Here is a 23629-nt window from a genome sequence, read left to right on the forward strand (position 1 = left end):
GCTGGCATCGCGTAGAAACCCGAGTATACACCAGAGGGGGGGCGTTGCGGGGAGCGGGAGACGATGATCATCGCCCGCCACAGGAGGCTACTGCGGCGGGCGCTGGTGCGGTTATTTGGCCAACAGTTCCCGGCGCACGATCTCGGCGCCTGCACTTAAGGCATTCAGCTTGCCGCGGGCGACCTGACGAGGCAGAGGGGCCATGCCGCAGTTGGTCGACGGATAGAGCTTGTCGGCATCGACAAACTGCAGCGCCTTACGCAGCGTAGCGGCCACTTCTTCCGGCGTCTCGACGGCATGATTCGCTACATCAATGGCGCCGACCATCACCTTTTTACCGCGGATCAGTTCAAGCAGGTCCATCGGCACGTGCGAGTTATGGCATTCCAGCGAGATAATATCGATAGTCGACGTTTGCAGCTTGGGAAACGCCTCTTCATATTGCCGCCACTCAGAGCCCAGCGTCTTTTTCCAGTCGGTATTGGCCTTAATGCCGTATCCATAGCAGATATGTACGGCCGTTTCACACTTAAGCCCTTCAACGGCTCTTTCCAGGGCGGCGATGCCCCAGTCATTCACCTCGTCAAAGAACACGTTAAATGCGGGCTCATCAAACTGAATAATGTCGACGCCGGCGGCCTCAAGCTCTTTGGCTTCCTGATTGAGGATCTTGGCGAACTCCCAGGCCAATTTCTCGCGGCTTTTATAGTGGTTGTCATAAAGCGTGTCGATCATGGTCATCGGCCCCGGCAGGGCCCATTTAATCGGCTGCTGGGTCAGCTGGCGTAAAAATTTGGCGTCTTCAACGAAAACGGGCTTTTGACGCGAGACCGCCCCCACCACGGTTGGCACGCTCGCCTCGTAGCGATTGCGGATTTTAACCACTTCGCGTTTCTCGAAATCGACGCCGCTGAGGTGTTCGATAAACGTCGTGACGAAGTGCTGGCGCGTTTGCTCGCCATCGCTGACGATATCGATGCCGGCCTGTTGTTGCTCTGCCAGCGACAAACGCAGGGCGTCTTGCTTGCCTTCGATTAATTCTTCATTTTGCAATTTCCAGGGCGACCACAGGGTTTCCGGTTGGGCCAGCCAGACCGGTTTGGGTAAGCTGCCGGCGGTCGATGTGGGGAGCAATATTTTCATGATAGGTGACCTGTATTTAAGTGAATCAAAGCGCGTAGTGGGCAGACCATTGCTCAAGAATAGGTTTGTAGGGTTTGATAAATTGCTCTTCCGTAAATTTCCCCTGCTCAATCGCCAACTGGCTACGCTCTTCGCGATCGTAAACAATCTTGGTTAATGAATGATCCTGGTTATTCAGGCTTGGCTGATAGCATTGCCCCGCCGCCGAGTTGGCATTGTAAATTTCAGGCCGATAGATTTTTTGGAAGGTCTCCATCGTGCTGATGGTGCCAATCAGCTCCAGATCGGTGTAATCGCTCAGCAAATCCCCGGGGAAATAAAACGCCAGGGGCGCGACGCTATTTTTCGGCATGAAATAGCGCACCTGCAGGCCCATTTTTTTAAAATACCGGTCGGTCAGCGAAGCGCCGTCTTGCCGATACTCGTCGCCCAAGACCGGGTGTTGATTGCCCGTCCGATGATAGGTGTCTTTGCTGGACACGCTGAGGCAGATCACCGGCGGTTTGCTGAAATTCTCATGGTATTCGTTTGAATTGACGAAGTGCTTAAAGATATTGCCGTGCAAATCGCCGAAATCATCCGGAATGGTAAATTCCGCCGTGTTTTTATTGTGCGCCGGCAGCAAGACGCTAAAGTCGTAATCGCGCACGTAAGAGGAGAAATTGTTCCCGACGATGCCCTCGATACGCGTTTGCGTTTTTTTATCAAGGATGTTGGTTTTCAGGATTTCTATTACCGGGAAGCTGGCGCTGTGATCTTCAATGCGCATCTCAACCGAAATGATTTCAAGCTCGACCGCATAGCGATCGGCCTTGGGGTTATCCCAATGCGCCAACGAATTGAAGCGGTTGTTAATCATCACCAGCGTGTTGCGCAGGTTCTCCCGGCGGTTTTCCCCTCTGGCCAAATTGGCGAAGTTGGTGGTGATACGCGTATTTTCAGAAGGGTTATAATCTTCATCGAAAGAACTGCTCTTAATCGTAAAGGTAAAGTCTCTATTCATCGTCTTATAGCATCCTGTTATATGATATGATGGCTGGGTTTATCCATTTATTTCAATGGCTTGTTTTTCTATTTTTTCATTCAGCCGATTTCATATTGTCTGTCGTTAATGAGGTCTATTTTTGCCAGAGTCCCGGTGGGAGTGAAAGAGACTTAATTTCATTACCACATGAGCCACATTCATGATCTGGGGTTCAGGTGGGTTTGCCGCCGTTGCCCTGCGGTGCAGCCGCCCGGCAAGCTGGTGCAGCCTGAAAAATTACGGGTATAATCCCACCATGACCCCAAGGCTTCAGACACGAACATGACAAAACTCACCTTACAAGAGCAGATGCTCAAAGCGGGCTTGGTAACCAGCAAGAAAATGGCCAAAGTCCAGAGAACGGCTAAAAAATCACGCGTTCAGGCGCGCGAGGCCAGAGAGGCGGTGGAAGAGAATAAAAAGGCGCAGCTTGAGCGCGATAAGCAACTGAGCGAGCAGCAAAAGCAGGCCGCGCTGTCCAAAGAATACAAGGCGCAGGTGAAGCAGCTGATCGAGATGAACCGCATCGTCCTGGCGAAAGGCGATATCGGTTTCAACTTCACCGACGGTAACCTGATCAAGAAAATCCTGGTGGATAAAGCGACCCAGACGCAGCTGATCAATGGCCGCCTCGCCATTGCCCGCTTGGTTGTCGAGAGCCGCGAAGAGTGTGAATACGCGATTATCCCCGCGAGCGTCGCCGATAAAATCGCGCAGCGTGATGCGGCCAGCATAGTGCTGCACAGCGCGCTGAGTCAGGAAGAGCAGGATGAAGACGATCCGTACGCCGACTTTAAAGTGCCCGACGATTTGATGTGGTAAGCCGCGTTCAGAACGGCGCGGCGTGACGAGCGGCTATCCGCTCTCCGCTGATGGGGTGCACAAAGTTCAGCTTGCTGGCGTGCAGCATCAGCCGCGGCGTCTGCTCGGTACCCGGCAGCAGGCGCCCGCCATACAGATCGCAACCTAAAATAGGATGGCCCAATTGCCGGCTGTGAATACGCAGCTGGTGGGTGCGTCCGGTCTCCGGGGTGAGCTGCACCCGCGTCAGCGGCAGCGAGATCCCGCCTTCCATTTCACGATAAAAACGTTCGACGACCCGATAGCGGGAGCGGGCGGGCTTGCCGTGGAGGGCGCAAATCGACATCAGCGGGAACAGCGCCGGATCTTTGGCGATCGCCGCGTCTATTACCCCTTCGTTATCCGCCAGATGGCCGCAGAGCAGCGCGCTGTACACTTTGCCGACGGTGCGTTCGCTGAACTGCCGGCAGAGCGCTGCGTTGACGGCCTTGTTGCGGGCCACCACCATCAAACCGGACGTGCCGAAATCCAGGCGGTGCGCCAGGGCGCAGCCGGGGAACAGCTGTACCAGCCGGTGGTGTACCGAATCGAGATTCTGCGGATTTTTGCCCGAGAGGCTGAGCAGCCCGGCCGGCTTATTGATCAGCGCCAGATGATCGTCCTGATAGAGGATCTCTATCTGGTCATGGCATGGCGGGGCGATAAAGGTATCGGTGATCGTAGACATCAGGCGGCCGGCTGGAGGGTGGGTGCGGATGATAGCGAATTTCGCGTCGATGAGCGAATGCGGTTTTCGCTACACTGCGCCTCATGCCCGTTGGCACCCGATGCGGCAAAGCATCGGGTGCCACGGTTAAAGCCCCGGCGCGCTACTGCCCGTAGTAGGCGTGTTGGCCGTGTTTGCGCAGGTAGTGTTTGTCCAACAGTTCGCGCTGCATGCTGTGAATGCCCGGCGTCAGCTGGCGCGAGAAAATGCCCATGTAGGCAATTTCTTCCAGCACCACCGCATTATGCACCGCATTGTGGGCGTCTTTGCCCCAGGCGAAGGGGCCGTGGGCGTTGACCAGTACCGCCGGGATCGCGTTGGGATTGATATCGCGCCGGCGGAAGGTTTCGATAATCACCTTGCCGGTCTCCCGTTCGTAATCGTGCTCAATTTCTTCCTGGGTCATCAGGCGCGTGCAGGGGATCGCGCCATAAAAGTAGTCGGCATGGGTGGTTCCCCAGGCGGGGATATCCAGCCCGGCCTGCGCCCAGATGGTGGCGTGGCGCGAATGGGTGTGGACGATGCCGCCGATATCGGCGAATTCGCGGTACAGCGCCAGATGGGTGGCGGTGTCCGACGACGGTTTTTTGGCCCCCTCGACGGTGCGGCCGCTGGCCAGATCGACCACCACCATATCCTCCGCCGTCATATGCTCGTATTCAACGCCGGAAGGCTTGATCACCACCAGGCCGCGTTCGCGATCCACCGCGCTGACGTTGCCCCAGGTAAAGGTCACCAGCTTATGGCGCGGCAGATCGAGATTGGCCTCCAGCACCTGTTGTTTTAACTGAGTCAGCATGTCATGCCCCCTTGTTGCATTTTCTGTTCGATCCAGCGGCGGGCCTGAACGATCTCGGCCACCGGCTCCTCGGCTTTTTCGGTCCACATCTCAATCAGGAATGCGCCGCGGTAATTGAGGCGCTGCAGCGTGCGAAACACCTCGACGAAGTCGACGCAGCCTTCGCCAAACGGCACGTCGCGGAATTGTCCCGGCGAAGCGGCGGTGACCGGGTAGGTGTCTTTCAGGTGAATGGCGGCGATGCGATCGATGCCCAGCTCCAGCTCGCGCGGCACGTCATTGCCCCAGGCGCTGAGGTTGCCGACGTCCGGATATACCGTGAACCACGGCGAGGCCAGCAGGGCGTCCCAGGCTTTCCATTTACCGATCGAGTTCATAAAGGCGGTATCCATGATTTCCACCGCCAGCATCACCTGGGCGGCGGCGGCACGCTCTACCGCCCACTGCATGCCTTCGCTAAAGCGCGCCAGCGTCCCCTCGTCCTGCTCTTCGTAATACACGTCGTAGCCGGCCAGCTGGATGGTGCGGATACCAACGTCTTTGGCCAGCTGAATGGCCTGTTCCATCACGTCGAAGGCGCGCTGGCGCAGCGCCGGATCGTGGCTGCCAAACGGAAAGCGCCGGTGGCCGGAGAGGCACATCGACGGGATGCGGATGCCGGTTTCCAGCACGGCTTCCACCAGAGCCAAGCGCTGCGCCTTGCTCCAGCTCAGGCGCGCCAGGCGTTCATCGCTTTCGTCCACCGACATTTCGACGAAGTCGAAGCCGCAGGCCTTGGCCAGCGCCAGGCGCTCGGGCCAGCTCAGGTGTTTCGGCAGTGCTTTCTCGTAGATTCCCAACGGGTGCTGACGCATATCATGATCTCCAGATGTCATCGATGGCGGCGCGGAACTGCCTGGCGGCCGCCGGCGGATCGCCGGCCTCGGCCAGCGCGCGGCCGGCGATAAAGGCGGTGACGGCGATCTCTTTAAACAGCGGCAGGTCGGTGGGCGTGATGCCGCCGGTCACCGACAGCTCGATGCCCAGATCGGACAGCGCCTTCATCCGATCCAGATCCTGTCGGCCCCAGGTTTGCCCGCTGGCCTGCGCGTCGCGGCCGCGGTGATAGATCGCCTGGCGAATGCCAAGGCCGTGCCATTGCCGCGCATCCTCCAATGTCCAGCGGCCGAACAGTTCGATCTGGATTTCGCCGCCGTGACGCTCGGCGACCTCCCGCGCGCTGGCCATGGTGGCCAACGGCGCGGCGCAGATCACGGTCATCCAGTCCGCGCCCTGGTCGAAGGCCTGCTCGGCCAGCGTCGCACCGGCGTCGGCCACCTTGAGATCGGCCACCAGCGTGTGCTGCGGACAGCGCTCGCGCAGCGCGCTAACCGCCTGAATGCCGGCGCTGATGCACAAAATGGTACCGGCCTCGATGATGTCCACATGGGGGCTGAGGGTCTCGGCGGTGCGCAGCGCCGTATCCAAACGGGTTTGATCGAGCGCCAGCTGCAGGCGCGGTTTCGTGCTCATGGAGCCTCCTTGTTGGCGGGCTGCAGATGTTGCAATGCAGCAATCAGTGCCTGATAACGTTGGTGTTTGTGGTCGTAAGCTTCGGCGGCGGCCGCATCAGGCAGCAGCCGCTCGATACGCGGCGCCAGCCGGCGCTGGGCGGCGGTGAAATCGCTGAAGACGCCGCTGCCGACCATGGCCGCCATCGCCGCGCCCAGACAGCCGGTTTCTTCCACCTGCGGCAGCTCAACCGGCAGGCCGCTGACGTCGGCGAACATTTGCATCCAGGGGCGGGATTTGGCGGGGCCGCCGGTCACGCGCAGCGCCTGCGCCTCAGGAAAACGCCGGCGCATGCGGTTAAGGTGCGTCATGTGGCAGAACACCACGCCTTCGTAGATCGCCTGCACCAGGTGCTCGCGTTGGTGGAAGGCCTGCAGGCCGTAGAAGCTGGCGCTCAGCCCCAGGCCGGCGTTGGAGCCATACAGGAAAGGGGCGAACAGCAGATCGCCGGCGGCTTTCGGCAGGGCGGCGACCCAGCGGTTAAGCTGGTCGTAGTCCTGCAGTCCCCATTGGTGACAGAACCATTCCAGGTTGGCGGCGGAAGTGGGGCTGGCTTCGTGTACGATGTATTGGCCGTTTTCGGCGTGGCGGCCATAGACAAAGGGATGATCGAAACCCTCGACGATGGCATCGGTGATGCCGCTGGTGACCGACCAGGTCCCCATCACCGCGTTGAGCCGGGTTTCGTCCTGCAGGCCGGCGCACAACGCGGTGGACACCACGTCGAACAACCCGCCGACTACCGGGGTGCCGATTTGCAGGCCGGTAATGGCCGCGGCGTTTGCCGCGACGCGCCCGGCGATATCGGCCGAACCGACAATCGTCGGAAGGGCGGGCATGATGTCGCCGATGCCCAGCAGCTGCGCCAGCGCCGGGTCATAGCGTCCGCTGCGCATCTGATACAGGTTGGATTCGGAGATATTGGTTTCTTCGCAGGCCAGCTCGCCGGTCAGGCAATAGCGCAGGTAGTCGTGCGCCATCAGCACGCTGCCGATGCGGGCGTAACGTTCCGGCTGATGCCGCTTCAGCCAGCGCAGCAGCGAGACCGGGTGCCCGGTCCACAGCGTTTGGCGCGTTTGCGGATACAGCGCTTGCGGCACGCCCTGCCGTTGCCATTCCTGCACCAGCGCCAGCGCGCGCTGATCGGAAGAAAGCATGGCGTTGCCCAGCGGCTGCCCCTGTTTATCCAGCAGAAACGCGCCCTTGCCCTGCGCCGAGATGCCGATGGCCTGGATGGCGCCGGCGACGACGCCGCTGGCGGACAGCACTTCACGGATCACCTCGGCGGCGGTGTGCCACAGCGATGCCATATCGCGCTCGGCCCAGCCAGGCTGTGGCGCGACGATCGCCAGATTACGCCGCGCAACGCCGTGTTCATGGCCCCTGCGGTCGTATAAACCCGCCTTGATGAAGGTGCCGCCGCAGTCGAGCCCCAGCCAATATTCCATCATTCGCTCCTCGTACTGTGGTCGCATTTATTGGGCAGCATCAACGCCAGCACGGAGGCGATCGCCAACGAGGCAGCCAGGCTGTAGACACCGACATCCTTGTTGAACAGGCTGATCAGGACGCCGACCATATACGGGCCGCAAAAGCCGCCGAGGTTGCCCAGCGCATTGATCACGCCGCGCGCGCCGCCGGCCACTTCGGCGTTGAACAATTTGGGCGGGATGGTCCAGAACACCCCGGCCGCCGCCTGAATAAATACGCCGCAGCCGACCAGCGCAGCGTAAGACCACCAGACGTGATCCTTCAGCAGCACCGACAGCGCCATGCAGGCGGCAAAGCAGGCCAGCGGCAGGGCGACGAAGACTTTGCGCTTACCGGTGCGATCGGAGAGGGTGGAGATGATCAGCATGCCGAAGATGGCGCCGATATAGGGCAAGATAGCCAGCAGGCCCACTTGTTCCATATCGCCGTGGGTCAGCTCTTTCAAAATGGTCGGCAGCCACAGGGTGTAGCCGTAGATACCGGTCTGGTAGAAAAAATTCACCAGGATCAGCTGCCACATGATCCGGTCGCCGAGCACCCGGCGCAGCGAGGCGTTGCGCACCGTTTTTCCTTTGATCAGCAGCTGTTCGTCGTGCAGGGTCTTTACCAGATACTCTTTTTCCGCCTGCGAGATCCATTTGGCCTCCTGGGGCCGGTTACTGATGGTGAAGTACCACAGCGCCATGACTACCAGCGACAGAGCGCCCTCCACCAGAAACAGCATGCGCCAGTCCCAGGCGGTGATGATCCAACCCGACAGCGGGGCGGTGAGAATGCCGGCGATCGGCACGAACATGATGACGATGGCGTTGGCGCGGCCGCGCTCCTTATCCGGGAACCAGTTACTGATCATGGTCAGCACCACCGGCAGCATGCCGCCTTCGGAAACGCCGAGGGCGAAGCGCAGGAACAGCAGCTGGTACTGGTTGGTGACCAGCCCGGTCAGCACCGATATCACCGCCCAGGCCAACAGTGACCAGCCGATGAATTTCTTGCCGTTGCCGTATACCGCCAGCTTGCCGCCGGGCACCTGCAGAAACAGGTAACCGATGAAGAAGATGCCGCCGGCCAGCCCGGCCATCGAGGCGGTGATGCCGAGTTCGTCATCCATGCCGCCGGGCATGGCGAAGGCGATGTTGACCCGGTCCATGTAAGAAATGATGCAGGTGATGAGGATCGGCGGCACGATCCTCAGCCAGCGGAGCTTGGGGATCGCCTGGCTTTGGCTGACGGAAACGGAGGCTGTATTCATAAGGACCTCTTTCGATGTTCGCTTTTTTGTAGGGTCGGGCGTTATTGTTTTGCTTGATTTGGGCGCAGGGGCGCCCGCACAGGCCCATGGACCGGTGTTGTTATCGTTACGGTGTGGCGGCTATCAGGCGCTAAACGACGCCAGCGGTATTTTCACCACCACCTTGCGTATCGCGCTGGGGCGTTGGTTAATGCAGGCCGGGCGATGCACGTCCTGTGGGAAAAATACCGCGAAGTTGCCGGGCCGCATCGTGAGCCAGGATTCGTCGGCCACGTCCTGATAAAACAGGATGTCGCGCTGCGCCAGCAGCTCCTGATGAACGACGTTGTCGCCATTGTCTGTCGCTACGCCGATAAGTTCGGTGCCGCTGACCAGAAACTGCACGTCGACGTTTTGCCGGTGGACTTCCGGGCGCAGCGCATCCGGTGGTTGGGTATGCAGATCCAGCACTTGCACCACGTAGCCGGTGGCGGGATCTTCATAGCGCCCTGCGGGCAAGACGCTGAAATCGGTGCGCTGCAAATAGGCGACGGCGTTGGCGACCGGCGTCGGGTACTGCTCGGGCGCGGTGTTGGCGATGTGGCCGAATATCATGATGCTCCTCCCGTTACAGCGCCTGAATGCGCGCCCAGACTCGTTCGTCGACCGGAATGCCGTCGCGCAGGTTTTCTGCCAGAATGCGCGGGAACTTGTGGCCCGGCAGGCGAATGGCGACGTCGGGGGTGTCCCGTTCGGCGCTGGTGACGTAATCCATGATGCGCTGCAGTTTTTGATCGCGGCTGTCGCCGTCGATCAACCGGTCTATCTCAATCGCGATGAACACCTGCGAGACGCCGTACTCGTCGCGGTGATCCTCCGTCACTTCCGCCACCGAAGCGCCGCCGGACAGCAGGGTGGCGATCATGTCCAGCACGATCGACAGCGCCGATCCTTTCCAGTACCCCATCGGCAAAATGCGCCGATTCTCTTCGATGGTGGCCGGATCGCGGGTCAGGCGGCCGTCGTTGTCGAAGCCGCCGTCCACCGGCAGGGTTTTGCCCGCCAGCCGGTTCAGCTCCAGTGCGCCGTAGGAAAACATCGACATCGACATGTCCACCATGGTGATCGGGTTGCCGGGCACGGCGACGATCAAAGGGTTGGTACCGATACGGCACGTTTTGGCGCCCCACGGCGGCATCACGGCGATCGAGTTGGTCCAGCAAATGCCGATATAGCCTTTCTCCGCCGCCTGCCAGCCGTAACCGCCGCCGCGCATCCAGTGGTTGGCGTTGCGCAGCGCCACCAGGCCGATGCCATGATCGTCGGCCAACTGCATGGCGCGATCCATCATGCGGCGGGCGGTAAGGTTGCCGATGCCCTGGTGCGCATCCCATTGCTCGATCGCCCCCAGAGACAACAGTTTGCTGGGTTCGGCGTCCGGCACGATATCGCCGGCGTCCAACTGCTGAATAAAGCGCGGAAAGCGGTTAACGCCGTGGGAGTAAACGCCGCTGGCGGTGGTGTCGGCGAACATGCCGGCGCAGTCGTCGGCGAGATGTTCCGCCACGCCGCGCGCCAGCAGCACGCGTTTGAATTGCTGTTTTAACTCGCTGTAACTCACTCTCATGCCGGTTCTCCGCCTGTGCGAATCGTCTGTTTTTGGCTCGTTAAATTTCAATATGCGAAATTGCATTTCAAATAAATGCTATCCCGGCGGTTCAGGGAAGTCAAAGCAAGGGGGAGTAAAATTATTCATGAAAAACATGACGTTAAAATTGAGTGGTGATTTTGTGATCGCCGCCACGTTTTGGTGGGGATGGCGTGCTTCAGACGTGACAAAGCAGGGCGGATCGAAACCCACCCTGCGTCTTGCAAGACCCCGGCTAACCGCGAGTGTTCAGCACCATGCGGTAGAGCGAGGTGGTGGCGGTGATATAGAGCTCATCGCCGTTCGGGCCGCCGAAGGTACAATTGGAGACGCGTTCCGGCACGCTGATTTTGTCGATCTGTCGCCCCTCAGGATCAAAGACCAGCACGCCGTCGGCGCAGCTACAAAACAGATTGCCGGCCCGATCGACGCAGAACCCGTCTGGGAAACCGGGCTCCACCGTCGCGAAATGGCGGCCGGCTTCCAGCTCGCGGCCGTTGACCGCATAGACGCGCAGCTCGCGGCGGCCCAGCGTCGGGAAATCCACGATCGACATGTCCGCCACATACAGCCACTTTTCATCCGGTGAAAACGCCAGGCCGTTCGGGCGCTGCAGGTCGCAGGCGGCAATAGTTAGCGAACCGTCGCGCGGATCGAAGCTGTAGAGGTAACAGCCGATCACCTGGCTTTCCGATTTGTAACCCTCTTCGTCGCCGATGATGCCGTAGGGCGGATCGGTGAACCACAGGGTGCCGTCGGAACGCACCGCCACGTCGTTCGGCGAGTTAAAGCGCTTGCCGTCGACGCGGTCGATCAACAGGCGCACTTCGCCATCGCTTTCGGTGCGGCTGATGCCGCGCCGCCCGTGTTCGCAGCTGACCACGCGCCCCTCGCCGTCGCGCGCATTGCCGTTGGCGTAGTGCGACGGTGAACGGTATAGGGCCAGCTCACCCCGGCGCGACCAGCGGAACATGCGGTTGCCTTTCACGTCGCTGAACACCACCGTATCCTCCTGCGGCAGCCAGACCGGCCCTTCGGCCCAAATCGCCGGTGAGCACAAGCGCTCGAGCTGAGCGTGCGTGCGCAATGAATGCCGAATGCCGCCGTTCACTTCACGCCCCAGATCGCTTTGTAATGGCCCTGATAATCATTTTGCGGGTCATACAGGTTATTGGCGCCGCCGTCGGCGGCGATATTGTCGCGTGTCACCAGGTGCGCCGGCGTGACGTAGCCGGAAGGCGGCTGCTTGGCGAAGGCGCGGTTGAATTCGTCCAGCAGTTGCCAACCGTGCAGTTTCAAGGGCTCCGGCACCGTCGCCGACTGGCTGTCGCCTGACCGGATACGCTGGTAAGCGGAGATCGAACCGTCGCCGGCCGACACGTTGTAAGGCGCGTTCTTGCCGCCTTTGCCGGCAGTCTTCAGCGCCGGAGCCATAAAGTCGAAGTACAGATCGTTGATCGCCAGCGCATATTGGAATTTGTCGCCGTACTTCTGCAGCAGGCTGAAGGTCATCGCCGGCATGCGGTTGGCGGTATCGGCCAGCGGCGTGTCGATGAATTCCAGCAGCGTGCAGCCGCTGCATTTGGCGATCTCTTCTTTCATGACGTTGGCCTTGTCCAACGCGATTTGGTACAGCGAGTCGGTGAAGATCAAGACGCTCGCCTTGCCGCCGGACTGCACCACCGCGTATTGCGCGGCGATGCGCGCCACTTCGTTGGAATCCGACGTGACGTTATAGAACACGTTGTATTTGGCGATGGGGCCCGGTTCCGGCACCGCGTGCCAGGCGGTCAGCACGATGCCCTGCTGTACGGCCTTTTTCAGCGGGATCTTGGCGACGTTAGGGTTCCAGCCGCCGATCACGATGCCGTCCGGTTTCTGGGCGATGGCCTGATTGAGCGATGCCAGCTGATCTTTCACCGAGCCGCCGCCGTCGAGCGTTTCCAGCCTCCAGCCGGCGGCTTTCGCCGCTTCGCTCAACCCCTGTTGCACCCCTTGTACGCCGCCGTTCTTCATGTCGGAGGCGATAAAAATGATCTTCTTGTTGGCCTGCAGCTGCGGGCCGCTGGTGGGGCCGTCCCACTGGGTGGCGCTGGCGGTGGCCTTCGCGACGGCGGCGGTGGCCTGATCGAGATAGGCGTCGGCCCAGGCCGGCGATGCGGCGAGCAGCAAGGTCGTGAACCCCGGTAACAGCCAAATGCGTTTCATGGTGTGCTCCTGGTTTAAGGGTGGGTCGCTGTCTGATTGTTGTTGTCAGCCGGCGTCGCCTGGCTGCGTTGTACCGCTTTCTGATTGAGCAGCCGACGGCGTTGGGCATAGCCGGCCAGGGTGATCGACAGCAACAGCGTCGCGCCGTTGAACAGCGGCTCGACCCAGAATTCGCCGCCGAACTGCTGAATGCCGGCGATGCCGATTGCCAGAATGGCGATGCCGACCACGGTGCCCCAGACGTTGACGCGCCCTGGGCGAATGGTGGTGCTGCCGAGGAAGGCGCCGACCAGCGCCGGCAGCAGATAGTCCATGCCGACGCTGGCCTGGCCGACGCCCTGTTCGGCGGCGATCAATACGCCGCTGAAACCGGTGAGCACGCTGGAGGCGATGAAGGCGCCGATGGTAAAGCGATTGACCGAGATGCCGTTCAGACGCGCCGCCGCCGGGTTGCCGCCCACCGCATACATGCAGCGGCCGAGCGGGGTATGTTCGGTGATGAGCCAGAGCACCACCGCGACGATCAGCACGTAAAACGCCACGATCGGAATGCCGGCGATCTCGGTGTGGTGCAGCGCGATAAAGGCATCCGGCAAGTCGCCGACGATCTGCCGCCCGCCGGAGTGCCACAGGGCAATGGCGTACAGTACGGTGCCGGAGCCGAGGGTGGCGACGAAGCTGTCGATATCGGCCAGTGCCACCAGAATGCCGTTCAGCAACCCGTACAGCGCCGAAATCGCCAGCACCGTCAGCACCGCCATCTGCCAGGAGAAGCCGTATTCCACCTGCAGCGTGATCGCCAGGATGTGCCACAGCACAATGCCGAAGCCGACGTTAAGATCGATCTTGCCCACGATCATCGGGATGGTCGCCGCCAGCGCCAACAGGGCGATTTTGGCCTTGCTCGACAGGATCGCCTGCAGCGTCAGCATCGATGCGAAGGAGGGGGTGAGCAGTGAGAACAGCACGACCAGCGCGATGCACAGCAGCAGCAGGCCATAGCGGGTGAGAACCTGCATCAGCCACGGGCCGGCGCCGTCCTGCGCCAGGCTGACGCGCTGCTCCAGCGCGGTTGATTTAACGGATGTTTTAGACATGGCCTACCTCGGATTCTGACGTGATTGCGACGCTTTCCCCGGTGCTGGCGGAGGCCAGCTCCAATAAATTGGCGAATGACACCTGTTGATTTTTCAATTCGCCGACCACTTTCCCGCGGTTGAATACCAGCGCGCGGTTGCAAATATGGGCGATCTCCTCGAAATCGTTGGAGATCACCAGCACCGCCACGCCTTCCGCCAGGGATTTATTCAACAGGTGGTAGATTTCCGCTCGTGCGCCGACGTCCACGCCGGCGGTGGGATCTTCCAGGATCAGCAGCGGCGCCCCCAGGTGCATCCAGCGCGCCATCACCACCTTTTGCTGGTTGCCGCCGGACAGCGCGCTGATATCGATATTGACGTCCTTGGGGCGTACGTCGAACAGCTGCACCTTCCACCAACTGGCGCCGATCTCCGCTCGCCGCCCGTAGCGGGAGAGCAGCCGGTGGCCGCTGGCGCAGGGGTTGATAAACAGGTTTTCACGCACGCTCATCGACATCACCAGGCTTTCACCGGTGCGATCGCCCGCCACCAGTGAAACGCCGCAGGCCATCGCCTGCTGCGGGGAGCTCGCCAGATAGGGCCGATCGCGAAACTGAATCGCGCCGCCGTCGGCCTGACGCAACCCGAACAGCAGCCGGCCAATCTCTTCTTGCCCGGCCCCGCGCAGGCCGGCCAACGCCAGCATCTCGCCCGGCTGCAACTCGAAGCTCACCGGGCCGATGTCGCCCACCGTGACGCTATCGAGCTGCAGCACCGGCGGACGATGCTCCGGCAGCGGTTTGCGCTGATCGTCCGCCATCGCTTCGCCGACGATGGTTTGCACCAGATCGCGCAGCGAGTAGTCGGCGGTGTGGCCGCCGGCGACATAGCGCCCGTCGCGCATCACGCAGACCCGATCGGCGATTTCGATCACTTCGTCCAGACGGTGGGTGACATAAATCATGCCGACCTTTTTGGCGCGCAGCCGGTTGATCACGGCGAACAGATGACGCACGTCGTTGGCGGGCAGGGAGGCGGTCGGTTCATCCAGCACCAGCAGCTCGGCGTTGACAGCCACCGCGCGGGCGATCGCCAGCAGCGATTTTTCGGTGCGAGACAGTTCGAAGACGCGCGCATCGGGATCGAGCGCGATGCCGACGTCTTGCAGCGCCTGCGCCGCCCGGCGGCGAATGGCGCGCCAGTCGATCAACCCAAAGCGGCGGGGAAACCCCATCACCAGCGCCATGTTTTCCGCCACCGTCATCCATTCGATCAGGCCGAGATCCTGATGAATAAAGGCGATCGGCTGGCGGCTGGCGCTTTTTATCGCGGCGGCGGAGGCGATGCTTGCGCCCTGAAAGCGAATATCGCCGCCGTCACGCGGGTAGACGCCCGCCAGCACTTTGATCAGCGTCGATTTGCCGGCGCCGTTTTCGCCCAGCAGCGCCAGAACCTCGCCCGGCATCACCTGCAGGCTGACGTCGTTGACCGCCACGTTGCCGCCAAATCGTTTGACGATGTGGCTGAGGGTAAGGATGGGTTGTGCCGCATTATCGATAGTCATGTGATGCGCCCTTGGTGTTGCGCCCGTGCGAAGATGCCGGGCAAATCAGCTAAACCGCTGGTGGTTATCTGGCCTTTAAATTTCAATATGTGAAATTCAATTTCAAAAATAATATGACGTTCGTTGCGCTAAATCAAAGGCGATGAGGTTTTAATTACTGTTATTAAACAATGGGTTATTTTTTACTTTGCGGAAGTGTGACCGATGGCTCACTTCAATGCGGGGGAAATATTGCGGATTTTTGGCCCGCTGCGGACAATGAAACGGCGTTCCGTCTTCACCTGATGCGGGCCTTGGGGTAACATGCCCGGCAAAGAGCCTGCTGACTTCGCCGCAGCGCCGGTTGGCGGTTCGACACTGGAGAGATTTTCGCTATGAGCCTGAAAGCCGTCGACGAGAAAGATGACAAGAAAGACAAACCGCTGGGCAGCCAAAGCCTGTTCCGCGGTTTGCAGTTGATTGAGATCCTGAGCAATTTTCCCAACGGGTGCCCACTGGCGCATCTGTCTGAGCTGGCCGGCATGAACAAGAGCACGGTGCATCGTCTGCTGCAGGGGTTGCACACCAGCGGCTATGTGACCCAGGCGCCGTCGCCGGGCAGTTACCGCCTGACCACCAAGTTCATTTCCATCGGCCAGAAGGCGCTGTCGTCACTCAACATCATCCACGTGGCTGCGCCGCATTTGGAGCAGCTGAACCTGGAAGTGGGGGAGACGGTCAACTTCTCCAGCCGCGAAGACGACCACGTCATCCTGATCTACAAGCTGGAGCCGACCACCGGCATGATGCGCACTCGCGCCTATATCGGCCAGCATATGCCGCTGTACTGTTCGGCGATGGGTAAAATCTTCATGGCCTACGGCAACGACGATTATCCGGCTCACTACTGGCAGACTCACCAGCAGGAGATTCAGACGCTGACGCGCAATACCATTACCGAGCTGCCGAAGATGTATGAGGAACTGGCCGATATTCGCCAGCGCGGCTTGGCGATGGATCGCGAGGAAAACGAGCTGGGGGTCTCCTGCGTGGCGGCACCGGTGTTCGATATTCAACAGCGCGTGCCTTATGCGGTGTCAGTTTCTCTGCCGACCGCCAAGCTGCAGCAGATCGGCGTCAAAAGCCTGATCAAACCGGTGCTGGCCACCGCGCAACGCATCTCGCAGGAGCTGGGGTTCGTCACGCCGATTTGAGTATTAGTGCTTCTGATACTGGATTAGAAACATCAATTTCACCTAATGATCGCTTCCTCGTATGATGCGCGTGTTAACCGATACGCGCCCACGTCCGGCGCCTTTTATCATTCGAGGAATCTCCCATGTTAGCCGTCTTCCTGCAGGGCTTTGCCCTGAGCGCCGCCATGATCCTGCCGCTGGGCCCGCAGAATGTATTCGTGATGAATCAGGGCATTCGCCGTCAGTATCATTTGATGATCGCCTCATTGTGCGCACTGAGCGATATCGTGCTGATCTGCGCCGGTATTTTCGGCGGCAGCGCGTTGCTGACCCGCTCGCCGCTGCTGTTAGCGCTGGTCACCTGGGGCGGTGTGGCGTTTCTGCTGTGGTACGGCTGGGGCGCGTTCCGTTCCGCCTTCAGCCCGCAACCGGCGCAGGCCGCGGCGCAGGAGTTGGCGCAGAGCCGCTGGCGCATCGTGGTCACCATGCTGGCGGTCACCTGGCTGAATCCGCACGTCTATCTGGACACTTTCGTGGTGCTCGGCAGCCTGGGTGGACAGCTGACGGCGGATGTCCGCTCCTGGTTCGCGCTTGGCGCGGTCAGCGCGTCGGCGGTGTGGTTCTTTGGCCTGGCGCTGCTGGCCTCCTGGCTGGCGCCGTGGCTGAATACGCAGCGGGCGCAGCGCATCATCAATGCGCTGGTCGGGCTGGTGATGTGGGGCATCGCGCTGCAGCTGACCTGGCAGGGGGCAAATTTATAAGAATTTGTCACTAATCCGAATTCAAAACGCCGTGCGATATGCTACGTTTGATGCCAGGAATCCGGCGGTTCTCGCAGGGAAAAGCCGGCGATCAGAGACAGCCTGTCATTAAGGAGACACTGTGAAGCTAAAAGCATTGGCTATGGCCGCAATGGTCGGATTAGGGACGTTACCGATGGCGCTGCAGGCGGCTGAAGTGCCTGAAGGGCCGCACGTCGTCACCTCCGGCACCGCCAGCGTGGACGCCACGCCGGATATCGCCACCCTGGCGATCGAAGTGAGCGTTTCCTCCAAAGACGCCGCCCAGGCGAAGAAGCAGGTGGACGAGCGCGTGGCGCAGTACTTTGATTTCCTGCAGAAAAACAACATCGAGAAGAAAGACATCAGCGCCGCCAACCTGCGCACTCAGCCGGAATACGACTACCTGAAAACCGGCGAGTCGGTGCTGAAGGGCTACCGGGCGGTGCGCCAGGTGCAGGTCACCCTGCGCCAGTTGGACAAGCTGAACGAGCTGCTGGACGGCGCGCTGAAATCCGGTCTGAACGAGATCCGCGCGGTGGAGCTGGGCGTCGCCAAGCCGGACGTGTATCGCGAGCAGGCGCGGCAAAAAGCGATCGAGAACGCGACTCAGCAGGCCGAATCCCTGGCCAAGGGCTTCCACGCCAAGCTGGGGCCGGTGTACAGCATTCGCTACCGGGTCGCCAACTACCAGCCGATGCCGGTGGCGCGGATGTATAAGGCGGCCGGCGCGGCGGCGGAAAACGACGCGGCGCAAACCTATGAACAGCAAAGCATTCACTTCGACGATCAGGTGGATGTGGTGTTTGAGCTGCAGCGTAACGCCGCGCAGTAAGGGTGTGGCATTGAAGAAAAGGTTCGCCGCGGCGAACCTTTTTTCGTTTTAATCCTGGCGCAATACCTGGTGACCGTGCTCCAGCAACGCGTCGGTCACTTTACGCATCATGCGGCTCTCCGGCGCGAAGCGGTGCCAGTACAGCATGCGGCGCTGGTACAGCCCCGGCGTCAGATCGATCAGTTCGCCGGATGCCAGCTCCTTTTCGATCTGCAGATGCGGGATCATACAGCAGGTGGTGCCCTGACGCGCCAGCTGCACGAAGGCTTCCGATGAGTTCACGATGTGGCAGGGCACGCTGCCCGGCGACAGATCGAAGTTCTGCTGCAGGAATGCCTGGTGCATGTCGTCGAGATGGTCGAAGGCCACCGCCGGCGCTTTCAACAGCGCGGAACGGGTGACGCCGTTCGGGAAATAGCGCTCGGCGAAGCCGCTGGAGGCCACAAACAGGTAGTCCAGCGCCCCCAGCCGATCCACCAGGCAGCTCGGCAGCGGCTGCGGCTGAATACTCACCGCGCCCACCACTTCACCGCGGCGCAGCCGCTCCTGGGTGCGGGTTTCATCTTCCACCTGCAGATTCAGGCGAATGGGGGAGTCCGCCAGCACCGGCTTCAGCGCCGGCAGCAGCCAGGTAGCCAGACTGTCGGCGTTGACCGCCAGCGACAGCAGCAGCGGCGTATCGACGCCGGTGTCGTTGCCCAGCCACTCTTCTTCCAGCAGCTCCACCTGATGCAGCAGCGCCAGCAGCTTTTGCCCCTGTTCGGTCGGGCGCGGCGGCACGGTACGAACCAGCAGCGGTTGGCCGAACAGGTTTTCCAGCTGTTTGATGCGTTGGGATACCGCCGATTGCGTGATACAGAGTTTTTGCGCGGCGCGCTCGAAGCCGCGCTCACGGATCACCGCGTCCAGCGCTTGCAGCGTACGATAGTCTGGGCGTTTCATCGGAAAGATATCCCTTAAATTAGAATGATACCGGCACTATGCCACATTTTACGCATGGCGCAGGTGGAAAAATCACGCCCCCAGCTCGCCGCCAAGCGGGTAAAAATGCGGGCTGCGGTAAATAAGTGTGATCCTGCCGGCGTGAAAAACAGCGTTTTACCCTATAATACGCACACGTTTTCGTACAGAGGCAAGGGACATATTATGACGCAGGATGAACTGAAAAAAGCGGTGGGCTGGGCGGCGCTGGAATACGTGACGCCGGGCACCATCGTCGGGGTCGGCACCGGCTCTACCGCCGCCCACTTTATTGACGCGCTGGGCTCTATCAAGCACCAGATCGAAGGCGCGGTGTCCAGCTCCGATGCCTCCACCGCCAAGCTGAAAAGCCTCGGCATCCACGTGTTCGACAGCAACGAAGTGGACTCGCTCGATATCTACGTGGACGGCGCGGACGAAATCAACGGCCATATGCAGATGATCAAGGGCGGCGGCGCGGCGCTGACGCGCGAGAAGATCATTGCCGCCATCGCCAAGAAATTTATCTGCATCGTCGACGCCAGCAAGCAGGTGGACGTGCTGGGCAAATTCCCGCTGCCGGTGGAAGTGATCCCGATGGCTCGCTCTTACGTGGCGCGTGAGCTGGTGAAACTCGGCGGCCTGCCGGAGTATCGCCAGAACGTGGTGACCGACAACGGCAACGTGATCCTCGATGTGCATAACCTGAGCATTACCGACGCCGTGGCGCTGGAGAACAGGATCAACGGCATCGCCGGCGTGGTGACCGTGGGGCTGTTCGCCAACCGTGGCGCGGACGTGGCGCTGGTCGGCACCCCGGAAGGCGTGAAAGTGGTCAAATAAGCTTCTGCCGTTTGTGGCCCGGCGGTGCCGGGCCGCATAATTCTTCGGTTAAAATATCTTTTCTGAAAAACGGCAAATTTGGTGACTTATGTCACATTGTGAAAACTGACTCCCCAAAGCTTCTGCCGAAAACTTTCCCTATGGCATTTTCTGCCGTAAACCGCCATCGACGCTGCGCCTTGTCCTGCCAAGCAGGCAATCGTTTGTATTGCCGCCCGCGTTATTTTTGTTATGTTGGATGGGAGCTGTGTCGTCACAGCCGCTTCTGAAGTCTGAACATAGGGTCGGGTAAATGGCAAAAGTATCATTGGAGAAAGACAGGATTAAATTCCTGTTGGTGGAAGGGGTTCATCAGAGCACGGTCGATAATTTGCGTGCCGCCGGTTATACCAACATCGAATACCACAAGGGTGCGTTAGACACCGAATCGTTGAAGGCATCCATCCGCGATGCACACTTCGTCGGCATCCGATCGCGTACGCATCTGACTGAAGAGGTGTTCGCCGCCGCAGAAAAACTGGTGGCGGTGGGCTGCTTCTGCATCGGCACCAACCAGGTTGATCTGAAAGCGGCGACCAAACGCGGTATTCCGGTCTTCAACGCCCCCTTCTCCAATACCCGATCCGTGGCCGAAATGGTGCTGGGCGAGCTGCTGTTGATGCTGCGCGGCATTCCGGCCGCCAACGCCAAGGCGCACCGCGGCGTGTGGCACAAACTGGCCGTGGGCTCCTATGAGGCGCGCGGCAAAAAGCTGGGCATCATCGGCTACGGCCATATCGGTACCCAACTGGGTATTCTGGCCGAAGGGTTGGGCATGAAGGTGTTCTTCTATGACATCGAGAACAAGCTGCCGCTGGGCAATGCGCAGCAGGTGCGCCATCTGTCCGATCTGCTCAATATGAGCGACGTGGTGACGCTGCACGTGCCGGAAACGCCATCGACCAAAAATATGATGGGGGCGGAAGAGCTGGCGCTGATGAAACCGGGCGCCATTCTGATCAACGCCTCGCGCGGCACCGTGGTGGATATTCCCGCGCTGTGCGACGCGCTGGCCAGCAATCACCTGGCAGGCGCGGCGATCGACGTCTTCCCGGAAGAGCCTGCGACCAACAGCGATCCGTTCAATTCGCCGCTGTGTGAGTTCGACAACGTGCTGCTGACGCCGCACATCGGCGGTTCCACTCAGGAAGCGCAGGAGAACATCGGCGACGAAGTGGCCGGCAAGCTGGCGAAATACTCCGACAACGGATCGACTCTGTCCGCCGTCAACTTCCCGGAAGTGTCGCTGCCGGCGCATGGCCCGAACGCCAGCCGCCTGCTGCACATCCACGAAAACCGTCCGGGCGTGCTGACGCAGATTAACCAGATCTTTGCCGAAGAGGGGGTTAACATCGCCGCACAGTATTTGCAAACCGGGCCGGAAATCGGCTATGTGGTGATCGACATCGAAGCGGAAACCGCGCGCGCCGACGCCGCGCTGCAGCGTATGAAAGCCATCGACGGCACCATCCGCGCCCGCCTGCTGTTCTGATTCGGCGGCATGCCGCAACGAAAAAGGCCGGAGCGATCCGGCCTTTTGCTATTTTGGCTCATGCCATGCCCAGCTGCAGAGCGGGGTGAGGATTTCCGGCAGCGGGATATCCCAGTGTTCGGTCGGCAGATGTTCCACCTGCTGGCAATCATGAGCCAGGCCGATGGGATAGGGGCCGCCGCTGCGCCAGTTTTGCAGGGTGCGATCGTAAAAGCCGCCGCCCATGCCCAGACGCTGCCCGGTATGATCGAACGCCACCAGCGGTGTCAGCACCACTTCCAGTTCACCCAGCGGCAACACCTTGCGCACATCGAGGCGCGGTTCGAGAATATTGAAGCGATTGCGCACCAGCGGCGTTTCCGGCGCATAGCGCAGGAACAGCAGGTGGCCCGGGCTGAACGGATGCAGCACCGGTAGGTAAACCCGTTTGCCGAGCGTCCACAGCCGCTCGATCAGCGGCCCGGTATCGAGTTCGCCGTCAAACGACAAAAACACCGCGATGCTGTGCGCCGCCTGAATGCGTTCATGCGTGACGAGGCGTTCGGCTATCTTTTCTGCGGCAAAGCGTTGCTGGCCCGGCGTAAGCTCGCGCCGACGTTGGCGAATGAGTTGACGAATGGTTTGGCGCTGCTGCGCGAATTGGGGTTGAAAAGGCATCGTATCAGGCTTGCTCTGTGTGGTGTTCAGCACACATAAACCGCTGAGAAGGGGAATCTCCGAGATGCCGTCGCAGGCTGTAACCCTTGAACCCATGGTTCAAGGTGAACGTGCCGTCGCAATCTTAAGGCTTCTCGGCGCACCGAGCGTGCTCACCGATCGCGGAGCAACACATTCTGTTTGTACTAAATATCGGCTCAGGGGACTGGCCCGCTGGCGAACATCTCAGAGAAATTTTGTACTCGTTGCCGAAACTTTAATTTCAACAACTTAAGTTATTCGAATTGTGCATCCTGACGTTCAGAGATGCGACCTTGTTCAAGCAGCGCTTGTTCAATGGTCTGCTGCAGCATCCGTATGCGTTGTTCCATATTGGACGCGTAGTCACGGGTTTTCAACCGTTCTTGAGCAAGTTCGTGACAGACGTTCAATGCCGCGATGAAAACCAGTTGCTCAGTATTGGAGACTCTAGTGCGAACTTTAAGATCTTGCAACCGTTGGTTAAGATCGTCCGCCGCCATATTCAACGCATCTTGTTGTTCTGGCGGGCAATTGACTCTTAACGAGCGGCCAAAAATTTGAATATCTACCGGTTGTGCAGACATGCCACCTTCCTGCCTAAATTTCGCGCCAGCCTTGTCCGCCCTGGCCGGGCCGTCAAAGCGGGCGCCACTATATATACCTCGGTACCAAGATACAACCCCTTTTTCAGTACCTGGTTGTAATCTACTGTGGCGCACATTGCCAGTCAAAAAAGGGTTTCAAAATGCGTATTTACCGCACTTTCGTCACCCGCCGGCGCAGTGTGAAACCTGCCACATCGCGATTATAACTAGCCACTGAGGTGTCGCGCTTATCTGGTATAGCGACGGACCTTGGTGGTAGCATAACACGAACTTATCCTGCCAACGATGACGAATGCGCATGTCTATACAGAATACATTTCCAAGTTACCAATCTTTAACCGTGGCCCTCAACCAGCAGTCGGTGGCGTTGACCGCGGCAGAAATGCACGGCCTGATCAGCGGCCTGCTGTGTGGCGGCAGCCGTGACGCCGGCTGGCAGGCGCTGGTGCACGATCTGACCAACGAAGGCGTGGCCTTCCCACAGGCGCTCAGCCAACCGTTGCAGCAGCTGTATGAAGCGACGCGTGACACGCTGGAAGATGACGAATTCCTGTTCCAACTGATGCTGCCTGAAGGGGAGATCGTCAGCGTGTTCGATCGCGCCGACGCGCTGGCCGGTTGGGTCAACCACTTCTTGCTCGGTCTGGGCATGATGCAGCCGAAGCTGGCTCAGGTGAAAGACGAAGTCGGTGAAGCGATCGACGATCTACGCAACATCGCGCAACTGGGCTACGACGAAGACGAAGATCAGGAAGAATTGGAACAGTCGTTGGAAGAAGTGGCGGAGTATGTGCGGGTCGCCGCCATCATGTGCCACGGCGAATTCACCCGTCACAAACCGACGGCGCCGGAAAATATCAAACCGACGCTGCACTAAACGTTCTATCGCCCCTCCGCCGGCGGTGCGGATGGCATGAT

General features: G+C 60.1%; 24 protein-coding genes and 1 other RNA gene. 7 read left to right on the top strand and 18 right to left on the bottom strand.

Going from position 1 to position 23629, the window contains the following annotated elements; genetic code table 11:
* Window positions 1-111: 111 nt before the first annotated feature.
* Window positions 112-1143, bottom strand: a complete 1032-nt coding sequence (locus JL05_RS08360; RefSeq protein WP_004931594.1) for a methionine synthase — start codon at window positions 1141-1143, stop codon at window positions 112-114.
* A gap of 25 nt (window positions 1144-1168) precedes the next feature.
* Window positions 1169-2146 (bottom strand): DUF1852 domain-containing protein, encoded by a 978-nt coding sequence (locus JL05_RS08365; protein ID WP_033632135.1) that lies wholly within the window; start codon window positions 2144-2146, stop codon window positions 1169-1171.
* Between the two features lie 303 nt (window positions 2147-2449).
* Between JL05_RS08365 and JL05_RS08370 the strand changes: the two genes are divergently transcribed.
* Window positions 2450-2989 (top strand): DUF2058 domain-containing protein, encoded by a 540-nt coding sequence (locus JL05_RS08370; RefSeq protein ID WP_004931599.1) that lies wholly within the window; start codon window positions 2450-2452, stop codon window positions 2987-2989.
* A 7-nt stretch (window positions 2990-2996) separates the two neighbouring features.
* On the opposite strand, the gene JL05_RS08375 is transcribed toward JL05_RS08370, so the two are convergent.
* The 12 genes from JL05_RS08375 to JL05_RS08430 form a co-directional block, all read right to left on the bottom strand.
* Entirely contained in the window at window positions 2997-3695 is a 699-nt protein-coding gene (locus JL05_RS08375; protein WP_033632136.1) for an RluA family pseudouridine synthase, read from the bottom strand.
* Between the two features lie 142 nt (window positions 3696-3837).
* Complete coding sequence (araD, locus tag JL05_RS08380) at window positions 3838-4533, bottom strand: L-ribulose-5-phosphate 4-epimerase (protein ID WP_033632137.1); 696 nt, start codon at window positions 4531-4533, stop codon at window positions 3838-3840.
* Window positions 4527-5387, bottom strand: a complete 861-nt coding sequence (locus JL05_RS08385) for an L-ribulose-5-phosphate 3-epimerase (protein WP_033632138.1) — start codon at window positions 5385-5387, stop codon at window positions 4527-4529. The genes araD and JL05_RS08385 overlap by 7 nt, the downstream gene beginning before the upstream one ends.
* A 1-nt stretch (window position 5388) precedes the next feature.
* Entirely contained in the window at window positions 5389-6045 is a 657-nt protein-coding gene (gene ulaD, locus JL05_RS08390) for a 3-keto-L-gulonate-6-phosphate decarboxylase UlaD (protein ID WP_033632139.1), read from the bottom strand.
* Entirely contained in the window at window positions 6042-7532 is a 1491-nt protein-coding gene (locus JL05_RS08395; protein ID WP_033632140.1) for an FGGY-family carbohydrate kinase, read from the bottom strand. Before JL05_RS08395 ends, ulaD begins: the two co-directional genes overlap by 4 nt.
* Complete coding sequence (locus JL05_RS08400; protein WP_033632141.1) at window positions 7532-8827, bottom strand: MFS transporter; 1296 nt, start codon at window positions 8825-8827, stop codon at window positions 7532-7534. The genes JL05_RS08395 and JL05_RS08400 overlap by 1 nt, the downstream gene beginning before the upstream one ends.
* Window positions 8828-8950: 123 nt before the next feature.
* Window positions 8951-9421, bottom strand: a complete 471-nt coding sequence (locus tag JL05_RS08405) for a NanQ anomerase/TabA/YiaL family protein (RefSeq protein ID WP_033632142.1) — start codon at window positions 9419-9421, stop codon at window positions 8951-8953.
* 13 nt (window positions 9422-9434) lie between these two features.
* Window positions 9435-10433: a 3-dehydro-L-gulonate 2-dehydrogenase gene (gene yiaK, locus JL05_RS08410; protein ID WP_033632143.1), complete on the bottom strand. Its 999-nt coding sequence runs from the start codon at window positions 10431-10433 to the stop codon at window positions 9435-9437.
* A 256-nt stretch (window positions 10434-10689) separates the two neighbouring features.
* Window positions 10690-11565, bottom strand: a complete 876-nt coding sequence (locus JL05_RS08415; protein ID WP_174435778.1) for an SMP-30/gluconolactonase/LRE family protein — start codon at window positions 11563-11565, stop codon at window positions 10690-10692.
* Complete coding sequence (locus tag JL05_RS08420; RefSeq protein WP_033632144.1) at window positions 11562-12662, bottom strand: ABC transporter substrate-binding protein; 1101 nt, start codon at window positions 12660-12662, stop codon at window positions 11562-11564. The genes JL05_RS08415 and JL05_RS08420 overlap by 4 nt, the downstream gene beginning before the upstream one ends.
* Before the next feature lie 14 nt (window positions 12663-12676).
* The gene (locus tag JL05_RS08425) at window positions 12677-13759 is read right to left on the bottom strand and encodes an ABC transporter permease (RefSeq protein WP_016930014.1); all 1083 of its coding nucleotides are present in this window, start codon (window positions 13757-13759) and stop codon (window positions 12677-12679) included.
* A complete protein-coding gene (locus JL05_RS08430; RefSeq protein WP_033632145.1) occupies window positions 13752-15305 on the bottom strand; it encodes a sugar ABC transporter ATP-binding protein in 1554 nt (517 codons plus the stop codon). The genes JL05_RS08425 and JL05_RS08430 overlap by 8 nt, the downstream gene beginning before the upstream one ends.
* Before the next feature lie 374 nt (window positions 15306-15679).
* Between JL05_RS08430 and JL05_RS08435 the strand changes: the two genes are divergently transcribed.
* The 3 genes from JL05_RS08435 to JL05_RS08445 all read left to right on the top strand — a co-directional run bounded on the left by JL05_RS08435 (window position 15680) and on the right by JL05_RS08445 (window position 18094).
* Window positions 15680-16498 carry an IclR family transcriptional regulator gene (locus tag JL05_RS08435; protein ID WP_033632146.1) on the top strand — a complete coding sequence of 273 codons (819 nt, stop codon included), beginning with the start codon at window positions 15680-15682 and terminating at the stop codon, window positions 16496-16498.
* A 125-nt stretch (window positions 16499-16623) separates the two neighbouring features.
* Window positions 16624-17241: an arginine exporter ArgO gene (argO, locus tag JL05_RS08440; RefSeq protein WP_033632147.1), complete on the top strand. Its 618-nt coding sequence runs from the start codon at window positions 16624-16626 to the stop codon at window positions 17239-17241.
* Between the two features lie 121 nt (window positions 17242-17362).
* On the top strand, window positions 17363-18094 hold the full coding sequence (locus tag JL05_RS08445) for an oxidative stress defense protein (RefSeq protein WP_004931607.1): 732 nt from the start codon (window positions 17363-17365) through the stop codon (window positions 18092-18094).
* Window positions 18095-18142: 48 nt separating this feature from the next.
* Here the strand turns inward: JL05_RS08445 and JL05_RS08450 are convergent, their stop codons facing one another.
* Complete coding sequence (locus tag JL05_RS08450; protein WP_004931613.1) at window positions 18143-19036, bottom strand: LysR family transcriptional regulator ArgP; 894 nt, start codon at window positions 19034-19036, stop codon at window positions 18143-18145.
* Window positions 19037-19240: 204 nt separating this feature from the next.
* Here JL05_RS08450 and rpiA point away from each other — a divergent pair, with 204 nt between their 5' ends.
* Together rpiA and serA are read left to right on the top strand one after the other, a co-directional pair.
* Window positions 19241-19897: a ribose-5-phosphate isomerase RpiA gene (rpiA, locus tag JL05_RS08455; RefSeq protein ID WP_033632149.1), complete on the top strand. Its 657-nt coding sequence runs from the start codon at window positions 19241-19243 to the stop codon at window positions 19895-19897.
* A gap of 292 nt (window positions 19898-20189) precedes the next feature.
* The gene (serA, locus tag JL05_RS08460) at window positions 20190-21428 is read left to right on the top strand and encodes a phosphoglycerate dehydrogenase (RefSeq protein WP_004931617.1); all 1239 of its coding nucleotides are present in this window, start codon (window positions 20190-20192) and stop codon (window positions 21426-21428) included.
* A 48-nt stretch (window positions 21429-21476) separates the two neighbouring features.
* Here serA and JL05_RS08465 read toward each other — a convergent pair whose 3' ends face one another.
* The 3 genes from JL05_RS08465 to zapA form a co-directional block, all read right to left on the bottom strand.
* Window positions 21477-22085, bottom strand: coding sequence for a 5-formyltetrahydrofolate cyclo-ligase (locus JL05_RS08465; RefSeq protein WP_033632150.1), 609 nt, complete (start codon window positions 22083-22085; stop codon window positions 21477-21479).
* A gap of 52 nt (window positions 22086-22137) precedes the next feature.
* Window positions 22138-22320, bottom strand: a non-coding RNA gene (gene ssrS, locus JL05_RS24425) — 6S RNA.
* A gap of 40 nt (window positions 22321-22360) precedes the next feature.
* Window positions 22361-22690, bottom strand: a complete 330-nt coding sequence (zapA, locus tag JL05_RS08470) for a cell division protein ZapA (RefSeq protein ID WP_004931621.1) — start codon at window positions 22688-22690, stop codon at window positions 22361-22363.
* Between the two features lie 319 nt (window positions 22691-23009).
* On the opposite strand from zapA, the gene JL05_RS08475 reads away from it, so the two are divergent.
* Window positions 23010-23588 carry a YecA/YgfB family protein gene (locus JL05_RS08475; protein WP_004931622.1) on the top strand — a complete coding sequence of 193 codons (579 nt, stop codon included), beginning with the start codon at window positions 23010-23012 and terminating at the stop codon, window positions 23586-23588.
* Window positions 23589-23629 lie beyond the last annotated feature (41 nt).

Origin of the sequence: Serratia nematodiphila DZ0503SBS1, from assembly GCF_000738675.1 — a bacterium.
Lineage (GTDB): Bacteria > Pseudomonadota > Gammaproteobacteria > Enterobacterales > Enterobacteriaceae > Serratia > Serratia nematodiphila.